This is a genomic window from Enterobacter sp. Ap-1006 (genome assembly GCF_011752835.1).
In the GTDB taxonomy this organism is placed as follows: domain Bacteria; phylum Pseudomonadota; class Gammaproteobacteria; order Enterobacterales; family Enterobacteriaceae; genus Cedecea.
Window position 1 is genome coordinate 342,598 of record NZ_VWWU01000004.1, and the last position, 24,815, is coordinate 367,412.

At 55.4% G+C, this 24,815-nt stretch carries 20 protein-coding genes; 10 read left to right on the forward strand and 10 right to left on the reverse strand.

The window, feature by feature from the left end; translation table 11 throughout:
* Nucleotides 1-111: 111 nt before the first annotated feature.
* Nucleotides 112-1,110, forward strand: a complete 999-nt coding sequence (gene fbp / locus F3J28_RS14485; RefSeq protein WP_008460446.1) for a class 1 fructose-bisphosphatase — start codon at nt 112-114, stop codon at nt 1,108-1,110.
* A 48-nt stretch (nt 1,111-1,158) separates the two neighbouring features.
* On the opposite strand, the gene F3J28_RS14490 is transcribed toward fbp, so the two are convergent.
* Nucleotides 1,159-2,712, reverse strand: coding sequence for a methyl-accepting chemotaxis protein (locus F3J28_RS14490; protein ID WP_166877193.1), 1,554 nt, complete (start codon nt 2,710-2,712; stop codon nt 1,159-1,161).
* Nucleotides 2,713-2,995: 283 nt separating this feature from the next.
* On the opposite strand from F3J28_RS14490, the gene ppa reads away from it, so the two are divergent.
* Nucleotides 2,996-3,526: an inorganic diphosphatase gene (gene ppa, locus F3J28_RS14495; RefSeq protein ID WP_008460444.1), complete on the forward strand. Its 531-nt coding sequence runs from the start codon at nt 2,996-2,998 to the stop codon at nt 3,524-3,526.
* Between the two features lie 119 nt (nt 3,527-3,645).
* Here the strand turns inward: ppa and F3J28_RS14500 are convergent, their stop codons facing one another.
* From F3J28_RS14500 to tamA, 3 genes are read right to left on the reverse strand one after another with little or no spacing between them, the layout of a single operon-like run.
* On the reverse strand, nt 3,646-3,990 hold the full coding sequence (locus F3J28_RS14500) for a gamma-glutamylcyclotransferase family protein (RefSeq protein ID WP_008460443.1): 345 nt from the start codon (nt 3,988-3,990) through the stop codon (nt 3,646-3,648).
* 2 nt (nt 3,991-3,992) lie between these two features.
* Complete coding sequence (tamB, locus tag F3J28_RS14505) at nt 3,993-7,769, reverse strand: autotransporter assembly complex protein TamB (RefSeq protein WP_166877195.1); 3,777 nt, start codon at nt 7,767-7,769, stop codon at nt 3,993-3,995.
* Nucleotides 7,766-9,502, reverse strand: coding sequence for an autotransporter assembly complex protein TamA (gene tamA, locus F3J28_RS14510; protein WP_008460440.1), 1,737 nt, complete (start codon nt 9,500-9,502; stop codon nt 7,766-7,768). The genes tamB and tamA overlap by 4 nt, the downstream gene beginning before the upstream one ends.
* Before the next feature lie 214 nt (nt 9,503-9,716).
* On the opposite strand from tamA, the gene msrA reads away from it, so the two are divergent.
* The gene (gene msrA / locus F3J28_RS14515) at nt 9,717-10,352 is read left to right on the forward strand and encodes a peptide-methionine (S)-S-oxide reductase MsrA (protein ID WP_166877197.1); all 636 of its coding nucleotides are present in this window, start codon (nt 9,717-9,719) and stop codon (nt 10,350-10,352) included.
* Nucleotides 10,353-10,402: 50 nt separating this feature from the next.
* Here the strand turns inward: msrA and F3J28_RS14520 are convergent, their stop codons facing one another.
* The gene (locus F3J28_RS14520) at nt 10,403-11,737 is read right to left on the reverse strand and encodes a hypothetical protein (protein WP_166877198.1); all 1,335 of its coding nucleotides are present in this window, start codon (nt 11,735-11,737) and stop codon (nt 10,403-10,405) included.
* Between the two features lie 317 nt (nt 11,738-12,054).
* Between F3J28_RS14520 and paeA the strand changes: the two genes are divergently transcribed.
* Nucleotides 12,055-13,392, forward strand: coding sequence for a polyamine export protein PaeA (gene paeA, locus F3J28_RS14525; protein ID WP_008460431.1), 1,338 nt, complete (start codon nt 12,055-12,057; stop codon nt 13,390-13,392).
* A gap of 58 nt (nt 13,393-13,450) precedes the next feature.
* Here paeA and F3J28_RS14530 read toward each other — a convergent pair whose 3' ends face one another.
* Complete coding sequence (locus tag F3J28_RS14530; protein ID WP_008460430.1) at nt 13,451-13,657, reverse strand: DUF1107 domain-containing protein; 207 nt, start codon at nt 13,655-13,657, stop codon at nt 13,451-13,453.
* Between the two features lie 325 nt (nt 13,658-13,982).
* Here F3J28_RS14530 and F3J28_RS14535 point away from each other — a divergent pair, with 325 nt between their 5' ends.
* Nucleotides 13,983-14,540 carry a YtfJ family protein gene (locus tag F3J28_RS14535; protein WP_166877200.1) on the forward strand — a complete coding sequence of 186 codons (558 nt, stop codon included), beginning with the start codon at nt 13,983-13,985 and terminating at the stop codon, nt 14,538-14,540.
* Here the strand turns inward: F3J28_RS14535 and cysQ are convergent.
* A complete protein-coding gene (gene cysQ / locus F3J28_RS14540; protein ID WP_166877202.1) occupies nt 14,530-15,276 on the reverse strand; it encodes a 3'(2'),5'-bisphosphate nucleotidase CysQ in 747 nt (248 codons plus the stop codon). The genes F3J28_RS14535 and cysQ overlap by 11 nt on opposite strands.
* A gap of 201 nt (nt 15,277-15,477) precedes the next feature.
* Here cysQ and F3J28_RS14545 point away from each other — a divergent pair, with 201 nt between their 5' ends.
* Entirely contained in the window at nt 15,478-17,409 is a 1,932-nt protein-coding gene (locus F3J28_RS14545; RefSeq protein ID WP_166877205.1) for a bifunctional 2',3'-cyclic-nucleotide 2'-phosphodiesterase/3'-nucleotidase, read from the forward strand.
* 5 nt (nt 17,410-17,414) lie between these two features.
* On the opposite strand, the gene F3J28_RS14550 is transcribed toward F3J28_RS14545, so the two are convergent.
* A complete protein-coding gene (locus F3J28_RS14550) occupies nt 17,415-17,810 on the reverse strand; it encodes a winged helix-turn-helix transcriptional regulator (RefSeq protein ID WP_008460422.1) in 396 nt (131 codons plus the stop codon).
* A 92-nt stretch (nt 17,811-17,902) separates the two neighbouring features.
* Between F3J28_RS14550 and F3J28_RS14555 the strand changes: the two genes are divergently transcribed.
* The 3 genes from F3J28_RS14555 to F3J28_RS14565 all read left to right on the forward strand — a co-directional run bounded on the left by F3J28_RS14555 (nt 17,903) and on the right by F3J28_RS14565 (nt 20,697).
* Nucleotides 17,903-18,751, forward strand: coding sequence for an SDR family oxidoreductase (locus F3J28_RS14555; protein WP_166877208.1), 849 nt, complete (start codon nt 17,903-17,905; stop codon nt 18,749-18,751).
* 78 nt (nt 18,752-18,829) lie between these two features.
* Entirely contained in the window at nt 18,830-19,651 is an 822-nt protein-coding gene (locus F3J28_RS14560; protein WP_166877211.1) for an AraC family transcriptional regulator, read from the forward strand.
* An 80-nt stretch (nt 19,652-19,731) separates the two neighbouring features.
* A complete protein-coding gene (locus tag F3J28_RS14565) occupies nt 19,732-20,697 on the forward strand; it encodes a DMT family transporter (RefSeq protein ID WP_008460419.1) in 966 nt (321 codons plus the stop codon).
* A gap of 63 nt (nt 20,698-20,760) precedes the next feature.
* Here the strand turns inward: F3J28_RS14565 and F3J28_RS14570 are convergent, their stop codons facing one another.
* Entirely contained in the window at nt 20,761-22,416 is a 1,656-nt protein-coding gene (locus F3J28_RS14570; protein ID WP_166877214.1) for a methyl-accepting chemotaxis protein, read from the reverse strand.
* Nucleotides 22,417-22,661: 245 nt separating this feature from the next.
* Here F3J28_RS14570 and ytfE point away from each other — a divergent pair, with 245 nt between their 5' ends.
* Complete coding sequence (gene ytfE, locus F3J28_RS14575; RefSeq protein ID WP_166877217.1) at nt 22,662-23,327, forward strand: iron-sulfur cluster repair protein YtfE; 666 nt, start codon at nt 22,662-22,664, stop codon at nt 23,325-23,327.
* Nucleotides 23,328-23,392: 65 nt separating this feature from the next.
* On the opposite strand, the gene cycA is transcribed toward ytfE, so the two are convergent.
* On the reverse strand, nt 23,393-24,805 hold the full coding sequence (gene cycA, locus F3J28_RS14580) for a D-serine/D-alanine/glycine transporter (protein ID WP_166877220.1): 1,413 nt from the start codon (nt 24,803-24,805) through the stop codon (nt 23,393-23,395).
* Nucleotides 24,806-24,815: the final 10 nt, after the last annotated feature.

The following is a 24,815-nucleotide window of genomic DNA, read 5'->3' on the forward strand; positions in this document are numbered from 1 at the left end:
TTCAGGATATTCCTTATCTTGCTGGCGCGATTCACCTGTGCGCGACAATTTGAAAATTTGTTAAGATTGTTGCGATCGCTTTATCCAACATAATGATGCAGGGAAAGTGTTATGAAAACGTTAGGTGAATTTATTGTCGAAAAGCAGCATGAGTTTTCCCATGCTACCGGTGAGCTCACGGCTTTACTGTCGGCAATAAAGCTGGGCGCTAAAATCATCCACCGCGATATCAATAAGGCCGGTCTGGTCGATATCCTGGGGGCGAGCGGTGCCGAAAACGTGCAGGGCGAAGAGCAGCAAAAACTCGACCTGTTCGCGAATGAAAAACTGAAGGCAGCGTTAAAAGCGCGCGGTATTGTGGCCGGTATCGCCTCCGAAGAAGAAGACGAGATCGTGGTCTTTGAAGGCGCCGAGCAGGCAAAATATGTCGTGCTGATGGACCCGCTTGACGGATCTTCTAACATCGATGTCAACGTGTCCGTTGGCACTATTTTCTCTATTTACCGCCGCATTACGCCAGTCGGCACGCCGGTCACCGAGGAGGACTTTCTCCAGCCGGGTAATCAGCAGGTTGCCGCCGGTTACGTGGTTTATGGCTCATCAACGATGCTGGTTTACACCACCGGCTGCGGCGTACACGCCTTCACCTACGATCCTTCTCTCGGCGTGTTCTGCCTGAGCCAGGAACGTATGCGCTTCCCGGAGAGAGGCAACACTTACTCCATCAACGAAGGCAACTACATTAAATTCCCGACCGGCGTGAAGAAGTACATCAAGTTCTGCCAGGAAGAAGATGCCGCCAGCAAGCGCCCGTACACCTCGCGCTACATCGGTTCACTGGTGGCGGACTTCCACCGCAACCTGCTGAAAGGCGGGATTTATCTTTACCCAAGCACCGCCAGCCACCCGGAAGGCAAGCTGCGTTTGCTGTATGAAGGCAACCCAATGGCGTTCCTCGCGGAACAGGCCGGCGGGAAAGCCAGCGACGGGAAAGAGAGAATTCTGGATATCATCCCAACCACGCTGCACCAGCGCCGCCCGTTCTTCGTCGGCACAAAACACATGGTCGATGACGTAGAGCGTTTTATTCGCGAATACCCGGACGCCTGATTTCCCCTGCACAATGCGCCTCTCCTTCCAGGGAGAGGCGTGACTCAATCAATAACGGAACGAAGCCATCGCGGCGACCAGGTGCTGCGATTGCTCTTCAAGCGAATGCGTTGCCGCAGTGGACTGCTCAACTAAAGCCGCATTTTGCTGTGCCGCTTCATCCATCTGGCTGACCGCAATATTCACCTGCTCAATACCGTGGCTTTGCTCGTTAGACGCGTTGGCAATTTCGCGAACCAGTTTAGTCATACGCATAATTTCTTCGGCGATTTCGTCCATGGTTTCCCCGGCCTGCTGCGCCAGCTCGCTACCCTCACCCACGTGCGTTTGCGAATCGGAAATCAAGGTGCGGATCTCTTTTGCTGCCTCGGCGCTGCGGCTTGCCAGGGTACGAACTTCACCGGCGACCACGGCAAAACCACGGCCTTGCTCACCCGCGCGGGCGGCTTCCACCGAAGCGTTAAGGGCCAGAATATTGGTCTGGAAAGCGATGCCGTCGATAACGCTCAGGATGTCGGCGATACGCCCCGCGCTACCGGAAATATCGCGCATTTTCTCAATGACGTAGCACACCATTTCGCTGCCGCGGTCGGCGGTATCGGAGACGACTTTCGCCAGCTTGTGCGCCTGCTCGGCGTTATCGGCGTTTTGCTTCACCGTCGCGGTAATTTGCTCCATGCTGGCCGCCGTTTCTTCCAACGAGGTCGCCGTGGACTCCGTGCGCTGGGAAAGATTGAGGTTGCCGGCCGCCAGTTCACGGCTGCCGGTATCAATCTGGGAAGAGGCATCCCGCACGCGGCTGACCGACTCCACCAGCGAGGTTCTCATCGCCACAATCGCGCTGGCAAGACGGCCAAATTCATTGCTGCCCGTTTGCGGGAGCGGCTGAGTCAGGTCGCCATCCGCCACAAACTCCAGCTGATGAATGGCTTCATCCAACGGCTTCAGCAGCAGGTGACGCAGCGCCAGCCAGACCAGCACAATGATCGCAGCGGTCAGCAGTGCGGCAAGAATAATAAAGCCCAGAACGATTGTCTTGTGCAGCTGAACGGCAGCCACTTCACTGTTTCCGCGCGTTTCCCCCCAGCGCTGGAAAGCCTGCACGTCAGTATCAAACTTCAGCCCCAGCGGGATCAGACTTTTTTCCAGCAGGTCGTAATAGTCGTCCGGGCTTTGCTTTTGCAGCGCAGCTAACATCGGCGCTATGCCCTGCGTCTGATAGGTGCCAAAGCTTTGCGCCAGACCTGTAAGCAGAGCGTTGCCCTGATCGTCATTCACGCCGCTGTCGATGACGGACTTCAGGTTTTTCTGCGCCAGCCCAACTTCACCCACGATCTTCTGCGTGGCTTTTGTCGCGTCGTCCAGCATGCCAATTTCCATCTGGCGTACCGCCTGGCTTGCCTCGTTTCTGGCGCGAAGCAGCAGAATATAGCCATCGCTAATGCGCACCATTTGCTCACCCTGCAGGCGGTTGATGCGCTCAAGAGAAGTGGAACTTTGCTGCAGGGCATAAATGCCGATGCCGCTTACAACCAACAGCAAGAACGTCATAACCGCTAACAGCGTCAGCAGCCCCGTGCGAATCGACAAATTTCTCAACATGCTTAATTCCCGGTTTAACGATGGCTCATGAATAAAGTAGTGAGCGTGTTATCGGCAATTTTCGGAAAATGTTTAATCAATTTGCGTTATTTACGTTCGTTAAGTGCTTGTTGCTATGATGTTTAACTCAATTATGACAATGAAATGACTCAAGATTTGAGTAGCCTGAAGCGGGGCATTTACCCCAACGGGGGGTTCGCGGTCAAAAAACAGCAAAAGACATTTAACCGCAGTTGGCTATAATATCGGGCACTTGAAATACACCAGGTTAAAGGAAACAGACATGAGCTTACTCAACGTCCCTGCGGGTAAAGATCTGCCGGAAGACATCTACGTTGTTATCGAAATCCCTGCTAACGCCGATCCAATCAAATACGAAGTAGACAAAGAGAGCGGCGCGCTGTTTGTTGACCGTTTCATGTCTACCGCGATGTTCTACCCGTGCAACTACGGTTACATCAACCACACCTTGTCTCTGGACGGTGACCCGGTTGACGTGCTGGTCCCAACCCCATACCCGCTGGAGCCAGGTAGCGTAATCCGTTGCCGTCCAGTTGGCGTTCTGAAAATGACCGACGAGTCTGGCGAAGATGCAAAACTGGTTGCGGTTCCGCACACCAAACTGAGCAAAGAGTACGATCACATCAAAGATGTGAACGACCTGCCAGAACTGCTGAAAGCGCAGATCACTCACTTCTTCGAGCACTACAAAGATCTCGAGAAAGGCAAATGGGTGAAAGTTGACGGCTGGGATAACGCCGAAGCAGCTAAAGCTGAAATCATCGCTTCTTTCGAACGCGCAGCTAAGAAGTAAGTTAGCCCGCCAGAAAGAAAAAACACCGCCCATGGGCGGTGTTTTTGTTTCTGCCGCCCACCTCATCAGGCAGACAGGCAAAAAAACGGCCACGTGTTGGCGAGGCCGCTTAGGTGTGATTAATACTTTTCTCGATCCAGCCAGTTCCCGCTGTCGATACGGGTTAACCCCTCGACAGGACGCTGATAGACATACATCCACGCGCCGCCGTAAGGGGTCTGAATCAGCTGACGGCTGTACTCTCCCCCTTTGGTGCGAAGCGCGTCCAGCTCAGAAAGCGTAGAGGCGTCTATCCGGTAAACTTCACCGGAAACCACGCCATCACCCGGCACGGCGCCTGGATAATGCCCAAGGCTATACAACACGTAGTTTTCCTGCGTGTGGTCGCCCAGCCACTGGGCGTTGGTCATCCAGTGGCTGTTGCCTTGTTTGCGTCGTAAACTGCCGTAAACAAATATTCGCATTGCTAAAACTCAAACTGATAGAGCAGATCTAGTGCCTGATCTACGCCAGACACCGCTTCCAGATACAGCTTAGGCATCAGACGATAACGTAACGTTAACGTCGCCAGAGAGTCAAAAATACCTACGCCATATTTAACCTGTAGACCCGGCAGTACATAGCCGCTAACCACCACCTGAGAGGAATCACCCACCCCCGCGGTGTCGAGCGCCAGATTGCTTACGCCAAACGTCTCGCCGATTTTACCCACAACCTGACCACTTTGTGCAACCCCCAGACCCACAAGCATCGATGTCATCGCGTCGCCGTCGTTGCCGGAAGTGTCTAAGCCCTGGCCGCGAAGCAGGTAGGACAAGGCTTCCTGCTGGGACATCGCCGGATCCGAGAATATTTCAGCTTTTGGTTCATCTGCGGGGCCGGTCACACGCACGCCAGCCGTCACGCTGTTTTCGGTCGAGTCCGGGTTACGGATGGCTTCAATATTCAGGTACGGGTTGTCCGGCGGGCCGGAGAACAGCAGCTCGCCTTTGCGAACGATAAGATCCTGCCCGTAAGCATGGAAACGGCCCTGAGGAATGTTGATCTGGCCGTTGAGGCCGAGTCCCTGCTTGTCCTGCACCATTTTCAGGTCGCCGGTCAGACGTGCTTTCAGGCCGAAAGCGTCCAGCCGCACGTTGTTGCCGACGTGAATAGTCAGGTTGCTGTTGATCGGGATCCCGGCAGATTTAGGGTTAATCGGCTTCAGATCTTTATCCAGCATCACTTCATCGCTGGATACGCCCACGGCGCTGTCCGGCACATCATGCACCACGATTCGCGCCCACGGCACATCAACGTTACCGTTGAGGGTAAACAGGCTTGGCGTGGCCACAAATTCAATATCCGGGGAAACGTCCAGGCGCACCATCGGCGGCACGGTAATGCGCACTTTGCTGCCCTTCGCGGCTATGCGCGCCCGCCAGTTGTCGATTTGCGTCCAGTCGGCGTCACCGCTTAACACAATCTGCCCCTGCTTCGTGCGCACCACGCCCTGCAGCGTGGAGTTCATCCCGTTAAAGTTCATGGCAATCTGGCTCGGCTGCATCTCGAACGGCATAAAGTTGCCTTCGACATCGACGCCATTAAGCTGCATTTGTCCGAACATCTGCGGCCGCTCAAGGTTGCCGCCGAGGCGTAAGTTCGCGTTCAGCGTACCGTCCGCTTTTTCACCTTTCGAGAAGATGGCGTTGGCAATCGCCAGGGAGAAGTTGCGAATATTGACGTTGCCACCAAGGTTACGCCGCCCCTGTGGGTCGGTGATTTGAACCTGGCCGTCGAACTGCCCGTTATTCGCCACCTTCACCAGCCAGCCAAGCTGGGCGCGGTTATTCTTCAGTTCGGCGTTGAGGTTTAGCGTGTCGAAGGCAACCGGCAAGGTATTGCCGTTCACGACCTGCGCCACTTTCACGCCGCGCCCGCTGAGCGTCACCTGGCCCTGCGGCAGGCCACCAGCTTCGCTGTCCCAGCTCACGTCGGCCCTACCGGTAAACACGCCGCTGGCCTGAGTATCCGCCGGCATCACTGGTTTAAGCATGGCAAGATCGAAGCGGTTGAGGTTTACCAGCGCCTGCCCTTTCGCCCCGGCGTCGATAGTTTGCGGCACACACAGTTCGGCATTCGGGTTTACCCAGCAGTGCGGGCCAATGGCGATTTTCTGTTCTTTATTGCGGAAGTCCAGCGTCAGCTCGCGGTTGAGCGCCCACGGTCCTACCGGCGTATCAAAACGGATATCCGTTAACTTGCCGCGCCAGCGCTCTTCGTTACGGTCGAAGCTGCCGCTCAGATTGAGGCGCCCGGAAACAGGCTCTCCCTGAACGCGCAGTTGAAGCTGGTGCTGCTTCTCATCACCTTTCGCGTCCAGCGTGACCAGATCAACCTTCACGCCCGGCTGAGCAACACGTTCTACGCGCAGGTTGAGGTTCCCCGCAATTTGGTCGCTCGATTTTACATCGCCTTTAAGCAGAACACGGGCAATCGTCAACTCCTGCCAGCGCAGGCCGTTAGCGGTCAGGTCAGCCAGCAATTGTGGCGCTTTCACGTCGCCGCGAACTTTCACGATCCCTTTCGCCGTTCCGCCTAAACCAGGCAAGGCATTATCCAGATTTGGGGCATTGATATTTGCGTCCAGGTTGAGATCTTTTTCGCCCAGTTCGCCTTTCACGTCCACCGTATTGCGGCCCAGCTCCACATGCAGGCCCGGCACCTTCCACTGCATGTAGCTGTTACCCTGCAGAGTGCCTTCCACATTGACCTTATTCTGCTTCACATTGCCGGCAAGCTTCAGCTCGGGAATATCCAGCTGCCAGCTGCCGCCATACAGGCTGCCCCGGGTTTTGATCTTACCGTCCAGCTTCGCGGGCCAGTCCGGGAACTGCTTCGCCGTGTTGATGCCGGCCAGCGTTAACTCCCCCTGCCAGCTGATGGCTTTGCTCCAGTCCACCAGCGCTTTCAGATCCGTATTCCCCTGTAGCGCAGCCACGCGCAGCTTATCGAGGCTAAACTGCTGTTCGTTGCCTTTGCCGTCCAGCGTGATGGTGGCAGGCGGAACCTGGTCGCCCTTCACGGCGGTACTAAAGGCCAGCTTGTAGTCGGTCATTTTACCGGTCAGACGCAGTTTAAGATCGTCGGCCTGGTACTGCTTCTCGCCGGTCAGCGGCCAGGCAAGCTGCTTGCTGTCCAATTCAACGTTGAGCGGCAGCCCGACTTCGGCAAGTCGGGTTTTGGCATTCAACTGCATCCCCACCGGCCCTGAAAGGTTGACGCCCACTTTGAGCTCGTCGCGCAAGGCGCCGCCCACGGTCATCTTCACCTTTTCGCCTTTCAGCGGGTCGATGTTCAGCGTGCTGTTGAGCGTTAAGTCAACCGGCCAGTTGTCGCGTAGCTGCGCGCTGCCGGTGGCGTTCACCAGCCCCTGAGAAGAGTCCACATCCAACGCATCCAGCTTGAGATTGCCGTCGATGCTGCTCACTTTCAGCAGCAGCGAGTTGACAAGCAAATCCGTATCGCCGGTCAGGCGCAGGCGCGCGCCGCGAAACTCCTGAATATTCAGATTTACCGGCAAATTCACATCCGTCATTTCCGGCAGCAGCGGCTTCTCAAACAATTGCTTCAGCGTTTCACCGAGCGGCGCTTCTTCCGGCTGAGGGTGTTGAATTTTCGGCTCAACAATCTCTTCTTTTGCCACCTGCGCGGCCTTCGGCAACGCAATCAGCAAGCCTTCCAGCGATGTCGGGGTCAGCGTCAGGTTGCGCTGCTCCCAGGTCAGGCCGCTGGTGAAGTCCATCACCGAGACGGTGGTATCGTCGATTTTCACGTTAACGTTATTCAACGCCACGCGGCTCAGGGTAATCGGGTACGGCGTGGAGAGGTTCAGCGGGCCGCTGTCCTCTTCCTGCACCGGGGCAGACGGCGGCATTTTTTTCGTGTCGACCGCAACATCCACATCTTTCAGCGAGAAATCATTTACGCACAGGCTGCTGTGCCACAGGCAGTTTAGCTTTACCGCAAGGTGAACCTCGCCCGCACGCACCGCGACCCCGGGCTGCTCATAGCGCAGGTTCTTTAACGTCAGATTACGCCAACCGCCGTCAACCTGAGCGATATTCAGCCCCGGCACCCAGCGATTAGCGCCTTTAAACAGCAAATGCAGGCCAGGCGTAGTCCCCACCAGGAAACCGACTGCCGCGATCAGCAGCACAATCACAGCCAGCACCGCGAGGCTTATTTTCTTCCAGCGACTCATAGTTCAGGCCCCAAACCGATGTAAAACTGTAAACCGTGCTCTTCCTTGTCACCCACCGGAACCGCGAAGTCGAGCTTGATAGGCCCAACCGGGGACTGCCAGCGCACACCAACGCCCGCGCCGGTTTTGAAGTTGCTGCGTTTGATGTCATTCACCGCTTCACCGGAGTCAACGAACGCCGCGCCCCACCATTTGCCGGTCACGTTGTACTGGTACTCCAGCGAGCCGGTTGCCAGCTTGGAGGCCCCCGTTAACTTGCCGTTGCTATCCTCTGGCGATATCGATTTGTATTTATAGCCGCGAATACTGCGGTCGCCCCCGGCGAAGAAACGCAGATCCGGCGGCACTTTTTTGAAGTCGTTGGTTTCGATCCACCCCACATTGCCGCGCACGACAAAGCGATGTTTTTCATACAGCGAACGGATCCAAACGTTTTGTGCCTGGAACACGCCGAAATCGACGCCAGAACCCCAGGCCGTATTAGAGACATCGATCGAGTAACGCTGTGAGTCACCCCACGTGGGCATCAGGCCGCCGCGTGAGCGGGTACGGTTCAGGCTGACTCCAGGGTAAAGCAGCATGGTCGTGTTGGTGACATCTGCCTGCGTAAAGTGGTCGAGGCTCCAGCGCAGGTTAACGGCGCGTTGCCAGCCGCTGGACATATCCCAGTAACGGGACAGCGCTACGGTGGTGGAGTCCGATTTTGTGTCGTTGAGATCGGTTCGCTTAAAACCGCCCTGGACCAGGTAATACTGCTCCAGCGGGCTTTTTAACAGCGGAACTTTGTAGCTGAAATCGAGCGTTTGCTCCGGGCCGGAAAGGCTGGTGCTGGTTGTCAGGCTGTGGCCGTAGGAGTTCATCCACGGTTTTTTCCAGCTGGCCTTCACGCGCGGCCCTACGTCCGTGGAGTAACCCACCCCGGTTTCAATTGTGTTTTCAGTGCGCGGCGTCACCACGCCCTGCAATGGCAGCACTTTAGTCTGGCGTGATTTGTCAAATTCGGGCGCCACCACTACGGAGTTAAACCAGCCGGTGGCGGACAGGCGGCGGTTAAGCTCGGCCAGATCGCTCGACTGGTAATAGTCCCCTTGCTTGAAAGGCACAAGGTTTTGCAAATACTCTTCGCGAATCTGGGAGCCCTGAAAGGTCACCGCCCCAAAGCGATAGCGCTCGCCGCTGTCGTAGTCGATATCCCAGAATGCCTGATGCCTTTCGAGAGAGACACCTAGCTGGCTCTTACGGAAATCGCTGTCGAAGTAGCCCTTACGCAGCGCGATACTGGAGAGGCTTTTTTTGAAGTTATCGTAGTCAGCGTGATCGAGCACGGTACCTATTTTTGGCCGCTTGGGCAGCAATGCCAGATAGTCTTTATCCGTCCGCGCACCGCCGCGCAAAATCACATCAGTGCCGCCGATTAACACGGGCTGCCCGGCGTCAACTTGTGCCAGCAAAACCTGACGCCCCCCGTTCTGCGGCGGTGGTTTAAGCGTGAAATTGATGGTGGGCTCGTAGTAGCCCAACGCCTTTAGCCCTGCGCGAATGGCGTCGTCGACGCGTGCCTGGAAGCGACGATCCGGCGTCACTTCATCGCTTTGGATGGTTGAAAGCTGAGCGCGGACGTTTTTTTGCAGTTCGCCGCTGAGTCCCTCAACCTGCAAACGCACGCTCGCGGCGTTTGCCCATGCGCTCGCCACACACAGGCTTGTAATACATAAAGTACGGATTACTGGCACGTTTTCTCCTGAATATCCTTGTTCCCACCCCTGGAAGGAAACGTCATTCCCGCTCCGCGGATTAACAAAACCCTAACATCGAGGGTTGAAAATAACTCACTAGCCTAAATCTTTCTTATATGTAATGTAGTCTTTAACTCGGATGTATTGTCTGCAATTGCAGGTCTGATGACAACCGCTCGCTTTTTTGCCGATTTTCGGGAGATCCAACACCATGTCATTCTTCGAAAAAACTCACACTGTGGCGCAGGCCGATGCCCTGCCGGGCCGCAACACGCCGATGCCGGTCGCCACGCTTCACGCGGTTAACGAACACTCGATGACAAATGTACCAGACGGGATGGAAATCGCGCTGTTTGCGATGGGATGTTTTTGGGGCGTAGAGCGCCTGTATTGGGAGATTCCTGGCGTTTACAGTACGGCGGCCGGCTACAGCGGCGGCTACACGCCCAACCCGACCTATCGCGAAGTTTGCAGCGGCCAGACCGGCCATGCTGAAGCGGTGCGCGTGGTTTATGATCCGAAAGTCGTGAGCTACGAGCAGCTTTTGCAGGTGTTCTGGGAAAACCACGACCCGGCTCAGGGAATGCGCCAGGGTGGCGACGTCGGCACTCAGTACCGCTCCGCCATTTACCCGCTCACGCCGGAACAGGACAAAGCCGCCCGCGCCAGCCTTGAACGTTTCCAGGCCGCGATGAGTGCCGCAGGCGATAAACGTCAGGTCACCACTGAAATCGCCAACGCCGGCCCGTTCTACTACGCGGAAGATGACCACCAGCAATATCTGTACAAGAATCCGCACGGCTACTGCGGCATTGGCGGCATCGGTGTTTGTCTGCCGCCCCAGTAAGCTTCGCGATAAAGCCAGTCAACCGACTGGCTTTTTCTTATACCTGTCAGTTACACCTGCTGCTCTGCGGCATTAAGTGAAGTTGCTGGCTGGCGATTTAAGGCAGCCTGCAGCTGATGCCCGATCCAGCCTGCCGCCGAGTTCACGGCCGCCGGGACCTTTTCCTGCAGCGTTTGCGTCATGTTGTCCGCCACGGCGTCAGCGAGGATCTCAGCCGCAGGTACGGCGAAGAACACCGGGGCCGAGGCCACGACGTTGGTGGCATGGCTAATGGCGCTCAGCGAAGCAGCATTCACTCTGGGGAAGGCGTGGGCGACAGCAGCGCCAATCGCGCTACGCAGGCTAATCACACCGGCAAAGCCCCCGGCCAGCATCGCCGTTTTCCCAAGGCTCGGTGCAGAAAGAACGCTTGCCGTCGCTTTCAGGCTATCCGTGGCAATGTCCAGGGGAAGCTTCGCCACGCGCTGAGCGGCGTTTTTAAGCGTATCGCTCACCACATGCGTATTTTTCAAGTCAGTGAACCGCTGCTGCCAGTCGTTGCGCCCCAGCAAATACTCCGGCCCGGTTCGGCCTTTGCTTTCGTCCACCGCATGCAAAATGGCGCTCATTGCACCGCCCGCCAACAGACCGCCCGCTGCAGACAGCCACGTATCGGCTTCACCAGCGACTTTCGCCCCGGCAAAATGCGTCAGCGTTGCTGCCGTCGCCAGACGCGCAAGGTTACGTGCTGAATAGGTTTGAATAGCTGCCCCGGTTTCCGCCACCGTCGTCAGCAAGCTCGCTTTTGCCTCTTTTACCGCTTCACGCATGACAGGATGCAGGTCGCTGTCCCTGGCGGACAGCCAGGGATTCGTTGCCGTGGCGCGGTTAAGCAGCGTGGTGCCAATGGTGTCGGCGATGCTGGACTGCAGGCCAGCATGGAGACCAATTTCCGCCGCAGTGTGGGCAAAAGCGCTCAGCAGCGGGACTTTATCGTAGGCGACAGACGCGGCGGCAAACGGAATAGCTCGCACGGCACCTCGCGCAACTTGCCCTAGCCTGTCCAGTTGGTGCCCTTTAGTCAGCACGGCTTCAACAGAGGCAGGCGTTTCCCCCATTTTGTGTAATTCACGGGTTCTCGACTCAATCAGAGCATGCATTTCAGCATGGTTATCGCCGTTAATATGTTTGCCAAACAGCGTGCCAAGCTGGTGATGGATCGCGGCTTCATTGGCCGAGCCATAAACGCTGTTACCCACGAAATGCAGGCTTTCATGCGCGCTTACGGCAGCAGAAGTGGCCACAGATGAACCCGAAGCGATCGACGCCGGTCGCTGGCCGCTGTGTTCCGGTAAGGGAGGAAGCTCCGCCGCATGTCTGTGCACGGAAGTAACGGAATTGACCATGTGAACGCTCTCCTGATAGTGGGCTAACCGGTCAGGTGAGTGGCAAAAATAGAAGAAAAGTTCCGGGGATAAAAAGAAGAAAAGCAGCTTATACAATGCGCCAAACGTTAATCCCATTAATCAAAAAACAGATCAATAAAAACGCGGCTTTCCGCCGGTCAAATTACAGCCTCTGGTAGCACATCCCATCCTTACGCTATACTACTCCTTGAATTTGCTGGCTCGTTCACAAAAGCGGCCAGCATTTCTTGTGTTTGACCCCTGAGATTTATCCACTTTTCCCTTCCGAGGACCTGGCCACAACAGCCAGATAAATTATGTTAAACAGTATTTTGATAATACTTATCCTTATTGCTATTAGTGCCTTTTTCTCAATCTCTGAGATCTCGCTTGCCGCCTCTCGTAAAATCAAACTTAAGCTGCTGGCCGATGAAGGCAACGTCAATGCCCAGCGCGTGCTAAAGATGCAAGAAACGCCGGGCATGTTCTTTACCGTCGTACAAATTGGCCTTAACGCCGTGGCAATTCTCGGCGGTATCGTCGGCGATGCGGCTTTCTCACCGGCGTTTAAAATTCTGTTGGAGCGTTTTCTGGCTCCAGAACTCGCCGACCAGCTCAGCTTTATTATCTCATTCACCCTCGTCACCAGCCTGTTCATTCTGTTCGCAGACCTCACCCCGAAACGCATCGGTATGATTTCTCCCGAAACGGTTGCTTTACGTATTATCAACCCGATGCGCTTCTGTCTGTTTGTTTTCAGACCTTTAGTGTGGTTCTTCAACGGCCTGGCTAACGTTATTTTCCGCATCTTCAAGCTGCCGATGGTTCGTAAAGACGACATTACTTCTGACGACGTTTACGCGGTGTTTGAAGCCGGCGCGCTGGCAGGCGTGCTGCGTAAGCAGGAACACGAACTGATTGAAAACGTCTTTGAGCTGGAATCGCGTACCGTGCCGTCTTCCATGACCTCGCGCGAAAACGTGATTTGGTTCGACCTGCACGCCGACGAGCAAAGCCTGAAGTCCACCATCGCTGAACATCCGCATTCCAAGTTCCTGGTGTGTAACGGCGATATCGACCACGTCGTTGGCTATGTTGATTCCAAAGAGCTGCTGAACCGCGTGCTGGGCAACCAAAGCATGGCGCTGAACAGCGGTGTGCATCTGCGTAACGCCCTGATTGTGCCGGACACCCTGACGCTCTCCGAAGCGCTGGAAAGCTTTAAAACCGCCGGGGAAGACTTCGCGGTTATCATGAACGAATACGCGCTGGTGGTGGGTATCATTACCCTGAACGACGTGATGACGACGCTGATGGGCGACCTGGTCGGCCAGGGGATGGAGGAGCAAATCGTTGCCCGTGATGAAAACTCATGGCTGGTGGAAGGCGGCACGCCAATTGACGACGTGATGCGCGTGCTGGATATTGATGAGTTCCCGCAGTCAGGTAACTACGAAACCATCGGCGGGTTCATGATGTTTATGCTGCGTAAGATCCCGAAACGCACAGACTCGGTGAAGTTCTCCGGCTACAAGTTCGAGGTGGTGGATATCGATAACTACCGCATCGACCAGCTGCTGGTAACTCGTATCGACAATAAGCCTGTCGCGCTGTCGCCAAAGCTGCCTGATGGCGAAGAGCCTCAGGAGCAGTAAGCAAGCTCTATAAACACTAACGGCCCCTTCGGGGCCGTTTTTTTTACAATTTTTGGGCTTAGCCCATATCCGCCTGTAAGCGCATCACCTGGCGGTTGACCTCGGACATCACCGAGTAGTGCTGCTTATCCTTAACTTTCGGGACAAGGATTTTGCCCTTATCAAATTCGAAAGCGCCAACGTCCTTGATATACAACCGTCCACGGAACAGGATCTTCACGTACTTCGCCACCTGAAGGGGGTTGTAACGTTGGAAAATTTTCATTGTTCTTTACTCCTGCATGTTAACGCCTCTGCGAGCTACATTTGGCCCGACAAAATGAGGCGAAAAAGTTTGGTGCTCGAAAACTATAGTCCAGATATCGAAGGTCACCTAGTGTGTAGAAGTTTTTTTACTAAAAGATTACAAAGTTGCAGAACAATATTTTTAAATGTAAAAAACGGCAGCGTAAGCCTTCAAATTTCAGGGTTATGTGCGTCAGCCCGCAAACTGGCACTTTGCTTGCGGGACAGATGCTTATTCAGCACATATGCTTAAAACATCGGCCCAAGTGGTCGGATCACCTGCTAACAACAATAAGGAGTCACCGATGACCCTGCGCAAAACGCTGGCGCTGTCTCTTCTGCTGCTGCCGTTCATGGCCTCAGCCCATAACTTTGAAAATAATCAGCGAGTGTCCCCTATTGGTATTACCGATAAGGGCGAACTGGTACTGGATAACAATAAGTTTAGTTATAAAAACTGGAATAGCGCGCAGCTGCCTGGGAAAGTGAGAGTCCTGCAGCATATTGCCGGTCGTTCAAGTGCCAAAGAAGAAAATGCGGCCATGGTTGAAGCCATCAAAGCGGCAAAATTCCCGCATGATAAGTACCAGACCACCACCATCGTGAATACCGACGACGCAATTGTTGGCACCAGCATGTTCGTGCGCAGCAGCATCGAAAGTAACAAGAAAGAGTTTCCGTGGTCGCAGTTTATCGTCGACAGTAACGGCGTAGCGGCGAAAGCGTGGCAGTTGCAACAGGGTGGCTCTGCTATCGTGGTACTGGATAAAGAAGGCAGGATCCAGTTCGCCAAAGATGGTCCGTTAACCCAGCAGGAAGTGCAGCAGGTGATTAGCCTGCTGCAAGGGTTACTCAGTAAATAGAAACACGGAAACCGGGGTTCAGGAACGACTCGCGCGGGGTATAGTCCAGCGGCTTACCCTGCCAGTCATGAACGTGCGCCCCGGCAGCGACCGCCACGGCGTGCCCTGCTGCGGTGTCCCAGATATTGGTTGGCCCAAAGCGAGGATAGAGCTGGGCCTGACCGTCTGCCACCAGGCAGAACTTCAGCGACGAACCAATGGCCGTGGTTTGGTGCTCACCCATCTGCTGGAGATACTCTTTTAGCTCGCTATCGTTGGCGGCATGAGACCGGCTGACCACCACGCGCGGTGGGCGGGCATCCCGCACATGAATCTGATTGCGTACGCCGCACTCTTCTTTCCAGGCCTTCCCCTCTGCGGCGCTGTACATAATCTTCAGCACCGGCGCGTAGACAACGCCCATCACCGCTTTTCCACCTTCAATTAGCGCGATATTCACGGTGAACTCGCCGTTACGCTTAAGAAACTCTTTTGTACCGTCCAGCGGATCGACCAGCCAGTAGCGCTGCCAGCTTTGGCGGGTATCCCACGACTGGGGATCTTCTTCTGACAGCACAGGGATGTCCGGCGTCAACGCTTTCAGCCCTTTCAGAATAATGTCGTGGGCGGCAAGATCCGCCGCCGTTACCGGAGAGTCATCAAGCTTATGCATCGCCTGAAGCGGTTTCTCTCCCTCATAAACTTGCATGATAGCGGCCCCGGCCTCGCGGGCCAGCTGGCAAATTTGTTCTAACATTCTCCACCTCGCGTTGTGTCTCTGCGCTACATCGAGCGAATAACTTATTGTTTTACTTATATCTCATTGCACCACGATGCGCTATCTGTGAAGCATTTCTGGTTTACCGGGCTTAAATTCTGGCAGACTTCACAAAATTGTAAGCAACAGTCTGTATATACATTGCCCTTTGTGGCGTACCTCTAAAAAGGACATTTAAACATGATTAAGTTTAGCGCAACGCTTCTGGCGACGCTGATAGCCGCCAGCGTCAATGCGGCCACCGTTGACCTGCGGATCATGGAAACGACCGATCTGCACAGCAACATGATGGACTTCGATTACTACAAAGATACGCCGACAGAGAAGTTCGGTCTGGTACGCACAGCAAGTTTGATCAATGCCGCGCGCGGTGAAGTCACTAACAGCGTGCTGGTGGATAATGGCGATATTATTCAGGGCAGCCCGCTCGGTGATTACGCGGCCGCAAAAGGGCTTAAAGCCGGGGAAATTCATCCGGTTTATAACGCGCTGAATACGCTCGACTATACGGTCGGCAACCTGGGCAACCACGAATTCAACTACGGCCTCGACTTCCTGCACAAAGCCCTCGCTGGCGCGAAATTCCCGTACGTGAACGCCAATATCATCGACGTGAAAACCCAGAAGCCAATGTTCACGCCGTACCTGATTAAAGAAACCGAAGTCAAAGACAAAGACGGTAAAACCCAGACGCTGCGCATCGGCTACATCGGCTTCGTGCCGCCGCAAATCATGACCTGGGATAAAGCCAACCTGAGCGGCAAAGTGACGGTGAACGACATTACCGAAACCGCCAAAAAATACGTGCCGGAAATGCGCCAACAGGGCGCTGATGTCGTCGTCGTGATTGCCCACTCGGGGCTGTCCAGCGAGCCTTATCAGGCGATGGCAGAAAACTCCGTTTATTACCTCAGCCAGGTACCAGGCGTGGACGCCATTATGTTCGGCCATGCCCATGCCGTATTCCCTGGAAAAGACTTTGCCAATATTAAAGGGGCCGATATCGAAAAAGGCACCCTGAACGGCGTGCCTGCCGTGATGCCTGGCATGTGGGGCGACCACCTCGGCGTGGTGGATCTGGTGCTGAACAACGATTCTGGCAGTTGGAAGGTCACCAGCAGCAAGGCGGAAGCGCGGCCAATTTATGACAGCGTAGCCAAAAAATCGCTGGCGGCAGAAGATCAGAACCTGAAGAAAGTGCTTGAGCACGATCACGCTGCAACCCGCGAGTTTGTCAGCAAGCCGGTGGGTAAATCGGCTGACAACATGTACAGCTATCTGGCGCTGGTGCAGGACGATCCCACCGTTCAGGTGGTGAATAACGCGCAGAAGGCCTACGTCGAGAAATACATTCAGGGAGACCCGGATCTTGCGAATCTGCCGGTGCTTTCCGCCGCCGCTCCGTTCAAAGTGGGCGGGCGTAAAAACGATCCGGCCAGCTTTGTTGAAGTTGAAAAAGGCCAGCTGACCTTCCGCAACGCCGCCGATCTCTACCTTTACCCGAACACGCTGGTGGTGGTTAAAGCGACCGGGAAAGAAGTTAAAGAGTGGCTGGAGTGTTCTGCCGGGCAGTTCAACCAGATCGACGTGAACAGCACTAAGCCTCAGGAACTGATCAACTGGGACGGCTTCCGTACCTACAACTTCGACGTCATCGACGGCGTGAACTACCAGATAGACGTCAGCCAGCCGGCTCGCTACGACGGTGAATGCCAGATGGTGAACCCGAAGGCCGAGCGCATCAAAGACCTCACCTTCAAGGGTAAACCTATCGACCCGAATGCCGTCTTCCTGGTGGCGACCAATAACTACCGCGCTTACGGCGGCAAGTTTGCCGGAACTGGCGACAGCCACATCGCGTTTGCTTCCCCGGATGAGAACCGCTCGGTGCTGGCTAACTGGATCGGTGCTCAGGGCGAAATTCATCCTGCGGCGGACAACAACTGGCGTCTGGCGCCTATAGCCAGCAAGCAGCCGCTGGACATCCGCTTTGAAACCTCGCCGACCGACAAAGCCGCCGCCTTTATCAAAGAAAAAGGTCAATACCCAATGAAAAAAGTCGCTAACGACGACATTGGTTTTGCTGTCTATCAGCTTGATTTAAGCAAGTAAGTGCCTCAGGCGTCCCGTTTCTCCCGGGACGCCATTACCTGCGGCAAATTCCCCTCGATCCAGTCGGCCAGCGCGGCCACTTTCTCGGCAATTTCGTGGCCCATCGGCGTCAGCGTGTACTCTACGTGCGGCGGTACAACCGGGTAAGATTTGCGATCCACAAAGCCGTCCGCCTCCAGCCACTGCAGCGTCTGCGCCAGCATTTTCTCGCTCACGCCGCCCATCTTGCGCCTCAAATCGCTAAAACGATGAGTGCCGTCCTGTAATGCCACTAAAATTAAGACACCCCAGCGGCTGGTCACGTGTTTCAGCACATCCCGCGAGGGGCATTTGTCGCTAAACAGATTGCCGTTGCGCAGCTGCTCGCTCAGCGTCATGGGCGCTTCGATGATTTCACTCATTTAACACTTACCTTTTTGTACGTACTTACTAAAAGTTAGTTAGGGTGCTAGTGTGGCACAACTTGTTCGAAACATCACTCAGGAGATTGATCATGATTGCGATTACCGGCGCATCCGGCCAGTTGGGCCGCCTTGTTATTGAAGATTTATTGAAAACGGTGAAAGCCGAAGAGATCGTGGCCGTTGTGCGTAACCCGGCAAAAGTTAACGATTTTGCCAGCCGTGGCGTGCAGGTTCGCGAGGCGGATTACGGGGATGTGTCAGCCCTGGCAAAAGCGTTCTCGGGCGTGGAAAAAGTGCTGCTGATTTCCTCCAGCGAGGTTGGCCAGCGTGCAGTCCAGCACAGCAATATTATTGCCGCATCTAAACAGGCAGGCGTGAAACTCATCGCCTATACCAGCCTGCTGCATGCCGACAAATCGCCACTGGCCCTCGCCGAAGAACACATTGTCACGGAGCAACAGCTCAAAGCGTCCGGCGTTCCGTTCGTGCTGCTGCGTAACGGCTGGTATACCGAAAACTACCTGGCCAGCGTGCCGCCTGCGATTCAGCACGGCGTATTTATCGGCAGCGCCGGGGAAGGCAAAATCGCCTCGGCAACGCGGGCTGATTATGCGGCAGCCGCCGCTAAAGTGCTGACGCTGGATAACCAGGCAGGCAAGGTTTATGAGCTGGCGGGAGATCGCGGCTGGACGCTCGCAGAACTGGCGGCGGAAGTCAGCCAGCAAAGCGGTAAACCCGTGGTTTATCAGAACCTGAACGAGGCCGATTTTAAAGCGGCACTTCAGGGCGCTGGCCTGCCGGAAGGCTTTGCCGCGCTGCTGGCAAACTCCGATGCAGGCGCGGAAAAAGGCGGTCTTTTTGACGACAGCCACCAGCTTAGCAAGCTGATTGGCCGCCCAACCACACCGCTTCGCGACAGCGTGAAAGGCGCTCTTTAATTGTTAAAAGCTGGTTAATAACTAGCCCTGCACGCGGACATCTCTATAATAACGGGAGGATCCGCGTGGAGAGAAAGCGTGCAGGGAGTTCCCGAGCAGTTCAGCGATGAGAGAGACAGCGCCCAGTTTCGGCATTTGCCGCAGTTGCCGGGCGTTGAGCTTTATCATGCCCATATTGCGAAGTACGCCTTTGAGCCACACACCCACGAAGCCTTCGGTATCGGGGCCATCACCTGGGGTGCTGAGCGCTTCCGCTACCGGGGCGAGCAACTGGTTGCCCCCACGGACTCGCTGGTACTGATGAACCCGGATGAGCTGCATACTGGCGAAGCCGCCAGCGAAGACGGCTGGCAGTACCGCATGATTTACCTGGATCCTAACCTGCTGGAGTCGCTGACCGGGGAGAGAAGCTGGTGGTTTAACGCCGCCGTGAATCACGATCCCGCCCGCGCCCGCCAGGTTTCGCAATTTATTGCGGGCCTTTGGCAAGCCGAGGATACGCTCACTCAGCAGGGGCTGTTGCTGAATCTTGTTGAGGCATTTCGCCCCTATGCCCGCCATCTTCCAGGGCTTCACGAGGCGGCAAACCGCTTCACCCTAGTCCGCGAATACCTTTACGACAACTATATGTACACCATCACCCTTGAAGATTTAGCGGGGCTGGTGTCCCTTAGTCCTTACCATTTCCAAAGGCAGTTCAAAGCCTGTTATCACGTCACCCCGCATCAGATGCTGATGGCGATTCGCCTGTGGCACGCCAAAAAATTCCTCACTAACGGCATGCCCGCGGCCCAGGTTGCCGCCGCCAGCGGCCTGACGGACCAGGCGCACCTGACCCGCGCCTTTGCCCAGCGCTATGGCATTACTCCCGGGCGTTACCAAAAGCAGGTCGCCCGCTAACAAGACAGCAACCTGGTACAATACGCCTCAGCACGATCCCCCTACACTGCCGCTAAATTGTGTTGTTGCAGGAAATAACGATGTTAAGTGGTGTGCTGTACGCCCTGCTGGCGGGGCTGATGTGGGGATTAATTTTTGTGGGGCCAATTATCGTCCCGGACTATCCGGCTGCCCTGCAGTCGACCGGGCGCTATCTGGCCCTTGGGCTGATTGCGATTCCCATTGCCTGGCTTGGGCGCAAGCGCCTGCGCGAGCTGAGCCGCCAGGACTGGTTTACCGCCCTGAAGCTCTCGAGCGTCGGGAACCTGATTTATTACGTCTGCCTGGCAAGCGCCATTCAGCGTACCGGGGCGCCTATCGCGACGATGATCATCGGCACGCTGCCGGTAGTGATCCCCATTTTTGCTAACCTGCTGTACAGCAAAAGAGACGGCAAGCTGCCGTGGCGACGCCTTGCCCCGGCGCTGGTGGTGATTGCCGCCGGATTAATTATGGTAAATACCGCCGAGCTTCGCGGTGAGCAGGCCGATTTCAGCTGGTGGCGCTACGCCAGCGGTATTCTGCTGGCCTTTGTTTCGGTGGCCTGTTGGGCCTGGTATGCCCTGCGCAATGCCCGCTGGCTTCGGGAAAATCCGGATAAAAACCCAATGATGTGGGCCACGGTTCAGGGGCTTTCCACGCTGCCCTTCTCGCTTATCGGTTATGTCGCCGTGTGCATTTGGATGGGCAGTCATGATTCAGGCTTTACCCTGCCCTTCGGCCCGCGCCCGGAAGTCTTTATCACCCTGATGCTGGCGATTGCCGTTCTTTGTTCGTGGCTGGGTAATCTGTGCTGGAACATTGCCTGCCAGCGCCTGCCGACGGTCATTGTCGGCCCGCTGATCGTCTTTGAGACCTTAGCCGGCCTGGCTTATACCTTTATGATTCGCCAGAGCTGGCCGCCGCTGCTGACGCTAGGCGGGGTGCTGTGCCTGACGATTGGCGTGGTGCTCGCGGTGCGATCCAAACCGGAGAAAGCAACGGTGGTTCAGGTTTCCGAGGCATAAAAAAGCCGGGGTTTAGCCCGGCCAGCGAGAAGAAGATCCCGGCTTGAAATCGCCGGGATTTTTTTAGAAGGTTTCCCAGTTCGCGTCCGAAACCGGCATCACCTGTTTGGTTTTCAATTGCGGCGTTTTTACGTGAGCTGCTTTTGCGAGGCTCGGCGTACGACGGCTGATTTTAAACACCGCTACCGCTTCATTAAGACGCGAAGCCTGCTCTTCAAGGGCAGCAGCTGCGGCCGCGGACTCTTCGACCAGCGAGGCATTCTGCTGGGTTACGCGGTCCATCTCCGCCACGGCCTGCCCGACCTGGTCGATACCCCGGCTTTGCTCGTCCGACGCGGACGCAATTTCACCCATAATATCGGTAACCCGGGTTACGGCGCTGACGATTTCCGCCATCGTTTTACCGGCTTCATTCACCAGATCTGAGCCTGCGTTAACGCGCTCGCCGGAATCATCGATCAGCGCTTTAATCTCTTTTGCCGCCTGGGCACTGCGCTGGGCAAGCGTCCGCACTTCACCCGCGACCACGGCAAACCCACGCCCCTGCTCACCCGCTCTGGCCGCTTCTACCGCAGCGTTAAGCGCCAGGATGTTAGTCTGGAAAGCAATACCGTCAATAACGCTGGTGATTTGGGCGATTTTGCTTGAACTGGTGGCAATTTCATCCATCGTCCGCACCACGCCTTCGACCACGTTGCCGCCTTTTTTCGCGGTCGTGGAAGCGTCCAGCGCAAGACGAGAAGCCTGCCGTGCGTTGTCGGCGTTTTGCTTCACCGTCGCCGTCAGCTGTTCCATGCTGGCCGCCGTTTCTTCCAGCGAAGCCGCCTGCTGCTCGGTACGGGAAGAGAGATCGTTGCTGCCGGCAGAGATTTCACCGGCGCCGGTATAAATAGTGTCGGCACCGTCGCGCACTACGCTGACGGTATTTGCCAGGGCGGTTTGCATCTCTTTCACGCTATTAGCCAGCAGGGCCATTTCGTTTTTGCCTTCGGCCTCAATAGGCCTGGTCAGGTCACCTGCGGCAATGGCACGAATATGATCCATCACTTCACGCAGCGGCATCAGCAGGACGCGACGCATCGCAACCCAGCTCACAACAATCACGCCGATGACGCCAAGCATGACGACGCAGAGGATCCACAGAATCCGCTGGTAGTCGGCCTGATTATCGCGCACGCCCTGGCTGGACAGCTCGGCCTGCTCATCGCGCCATTCACGGTAGACCTTCTGCATCGCCACCTGCTTTTGTTCCGCATTCTGCTTGAACATTTGCTCGAGGTTGCCCTGGGCCAGGAAGGTGTTCATTTTGGCAAGCGTTGAAGCGTAGTTATGGTATTGCGCTTCCAGCTCATCGCTCAGGTGTGGACGTAAACCTGGGGTATCGGGTAACGCCTGATACTTTTCGAAATGGCTTTGCGCTTCCGCCAGCAGTGAATTAGCCGTGGCGACTAACTCCTGGAGCTGCCCACCGTTGATCTGATTCGCCATGCTGCCCTGAATTCGCAGCATGCCACGGTTCAGCGTGACGCGAGCCTGGTTGAGGCCGATCCAGGCATCGGTAAATTCAGCCACGTTCTGGCTGGAGAGTTGGGAGACGGTGAAGTTGTTCTTATCGTTATTGAGGGCATTGATGAAAACCGTGGCTGACAGCAGCTGCATGAGCCCCAGCACAATTAACACGGTGACCAGTAAGGTGATAACTTTCATTCTTTTAAACATGTATAGCCTTTTCTTATGCAGATATTGTCCGACGTCTAACTATCGGCAGTACCTCCTGGTTATTTATGCTTCGTCTATCAATAAACCACCATTTTTGGGGATTTTTTGTAATCATTCAGTATGTTAAGCAGAAAACATTTTTTGTGATCCACATCTCGCTATGATCGCTGCCCCGAAAGGGTTATAGTGCCCACATAAAGATGCATTTAAAATACATCTTATATTTCATGATGAGGAATCAAGCTATGGCCTACCGCGATCAACCTTTAGGTGAACTGGCGCTGACTATTCCACGCGCTTCCGCGCTGTTTCGTAAACTGGATTTGGATTTTTGCTGCGGCGGGAAACAGACGCTGTTGCGGGCGGCAACGCGCAAGGAGCTGGATCTCGAAAAGATTGAAGCTCAGTTGGCCGCATTAGCTGAACAACCCATAGAGAAAGACTGGCGCGCTGCGCCGCTGGCAGAAATCATCGACCACATTATTGTGCGCTTCCACGACCGCCACCGTGAGCAGCTGCCGGAGCTGATTCTGCAGGCAACCAAAGTCGAGCGCGTCCATGCCGATAAGCCCAACGTGCCGAAAGGGCTGGCGAAATACCTCACCATGCTGCATCAGGAACTGAGCAGCCACATGATGAAAGAGGAACAAATCCTGTTCCCGATGATTAAACAAGGCATGGGCACTCAGGCCGGCGGCCCGATTAGCGTGATGGAAAGCGAGCATAATGATGCGGGCGAACTGCTGGAGGTGATTAAGCACACCACCAATAACGTCACGCCTCCGCCGGAAGCCTGCACGACGTGGAAAGCGATGTATAACGGGATTAATGAACTGATTGAAGACTTGATGAACCACATCAGTCTGGAGAATAACGTCCTGTTTCCACGCGCGTTGAGCGGGGAAAAATAAGTAGTTCGCCTTACAAAAAAACCTCTCCAGGAAAGGAGAGGTTTTTTAACATTTATACTGCGCGCTTACTTACCGATATTTGCCAGACGTTTCTTACCGATGAACAGCCAACCAGCTCCCAGCACAATGAACCACAGCGGCGTCACGATCAGCGCCTGACGGGTATCATCTTCCAGCGTCAGCAGGACAATCACAAAGACGAAGAACGCCATGCACACCCAGCACATCAGCTTGCCCAGCGGCATTTTATAGATGGACTTCTCGTGCAGATGAGGACGCTGTTTGCGGTACACCAGATACGAGCAAAGAATGATGGTCCAGACGAACATGAACAGAATCGCGGAAACCGTGGTGATCATAGTAAAAGCCGCAATTACGTTCGGGTTCACGTAAAGCATTACCACGCCGCCCAGCAGACAGATACAGGAGAAGGTTAACCCTTTCGCCGGTACCGCACGTTTGGAAAGCTTAGCGAACGCTTTAGGCGCCACGCCGTCCTGCGCCAGGCCGAACAGCATACGGCTGGTGGAGAACACGCCGCTGTTCGCGGAGGAAGCCGCAGAAGTCAGCACCACAAAGTTGATGATACTTGCCGCAGCCGGCAGGCCGACCAGCATGAAGAGCTCAACGAACGGGCTCTTGTTCGGCACCACCGAGCTCCACGGCGTCACCGACATGATGATGATCAGCGAGAAGACGTAGAACATAATGATACGCACCGGGATCGAGTTAATCGCCCGCGGCAGTGATTTTTCAGGATCTTTGGTTTCCGCGGCCGTGGTGCCCACCAGCTCGATGCCCACAAAGGCAAAGACCGCTATCTGGAACCCGGCAAAGAAGCCGCTGATGCCTTTCGGGAACCAGCCGCCGTCGTTCCAGAGGTTGTTGAAGGAGGCCTCAACGCCAGACGGGGAATGGAAGCTGGTCAACACCATCACCAGGCCGATGACGATCAGCGCCACAATAGCGACGATTTTGATCATCGCGAACCAGAACTCCATCTCACCGAACATTTTCACGGTGGCCAGGTTCAGGCTCAGCAGCACCAGCACAACGGCCAGCGAGGCGATCCAGTCGGAAAGCCCGGGGAACCAGAACTGGGCGTAGGCGGTTATCGCCACGACGTCCGCCATACCGGTCACCACCCAGCAGAACCAATACGTCCAACCGGTGAAATATCCCGCCCACGGCCCCAGCAAATCTGCGGCAAAATCGCTGAACGATTTATATTCCAGATTCGATAGCAGCAGCTCGCCCATCGCACGCATCACGAAGAACAGCATAAAGCCGATGATCATGTAGACGAAGATGATGGACGGCCCCGCAAGGCTGATGGTTTTCCCTGACCCCATGAACAAGCCGGTGCCGATGGCACCCCCAATGGCAATAAGCTGAATATGGCGGTTTGTTAAATTACGCCGCAGCGACTGCTCGGTCGGCGCCTGAGCGTCGTCCGCGACTTTGACCTGATCTACCATGTTTGTATTT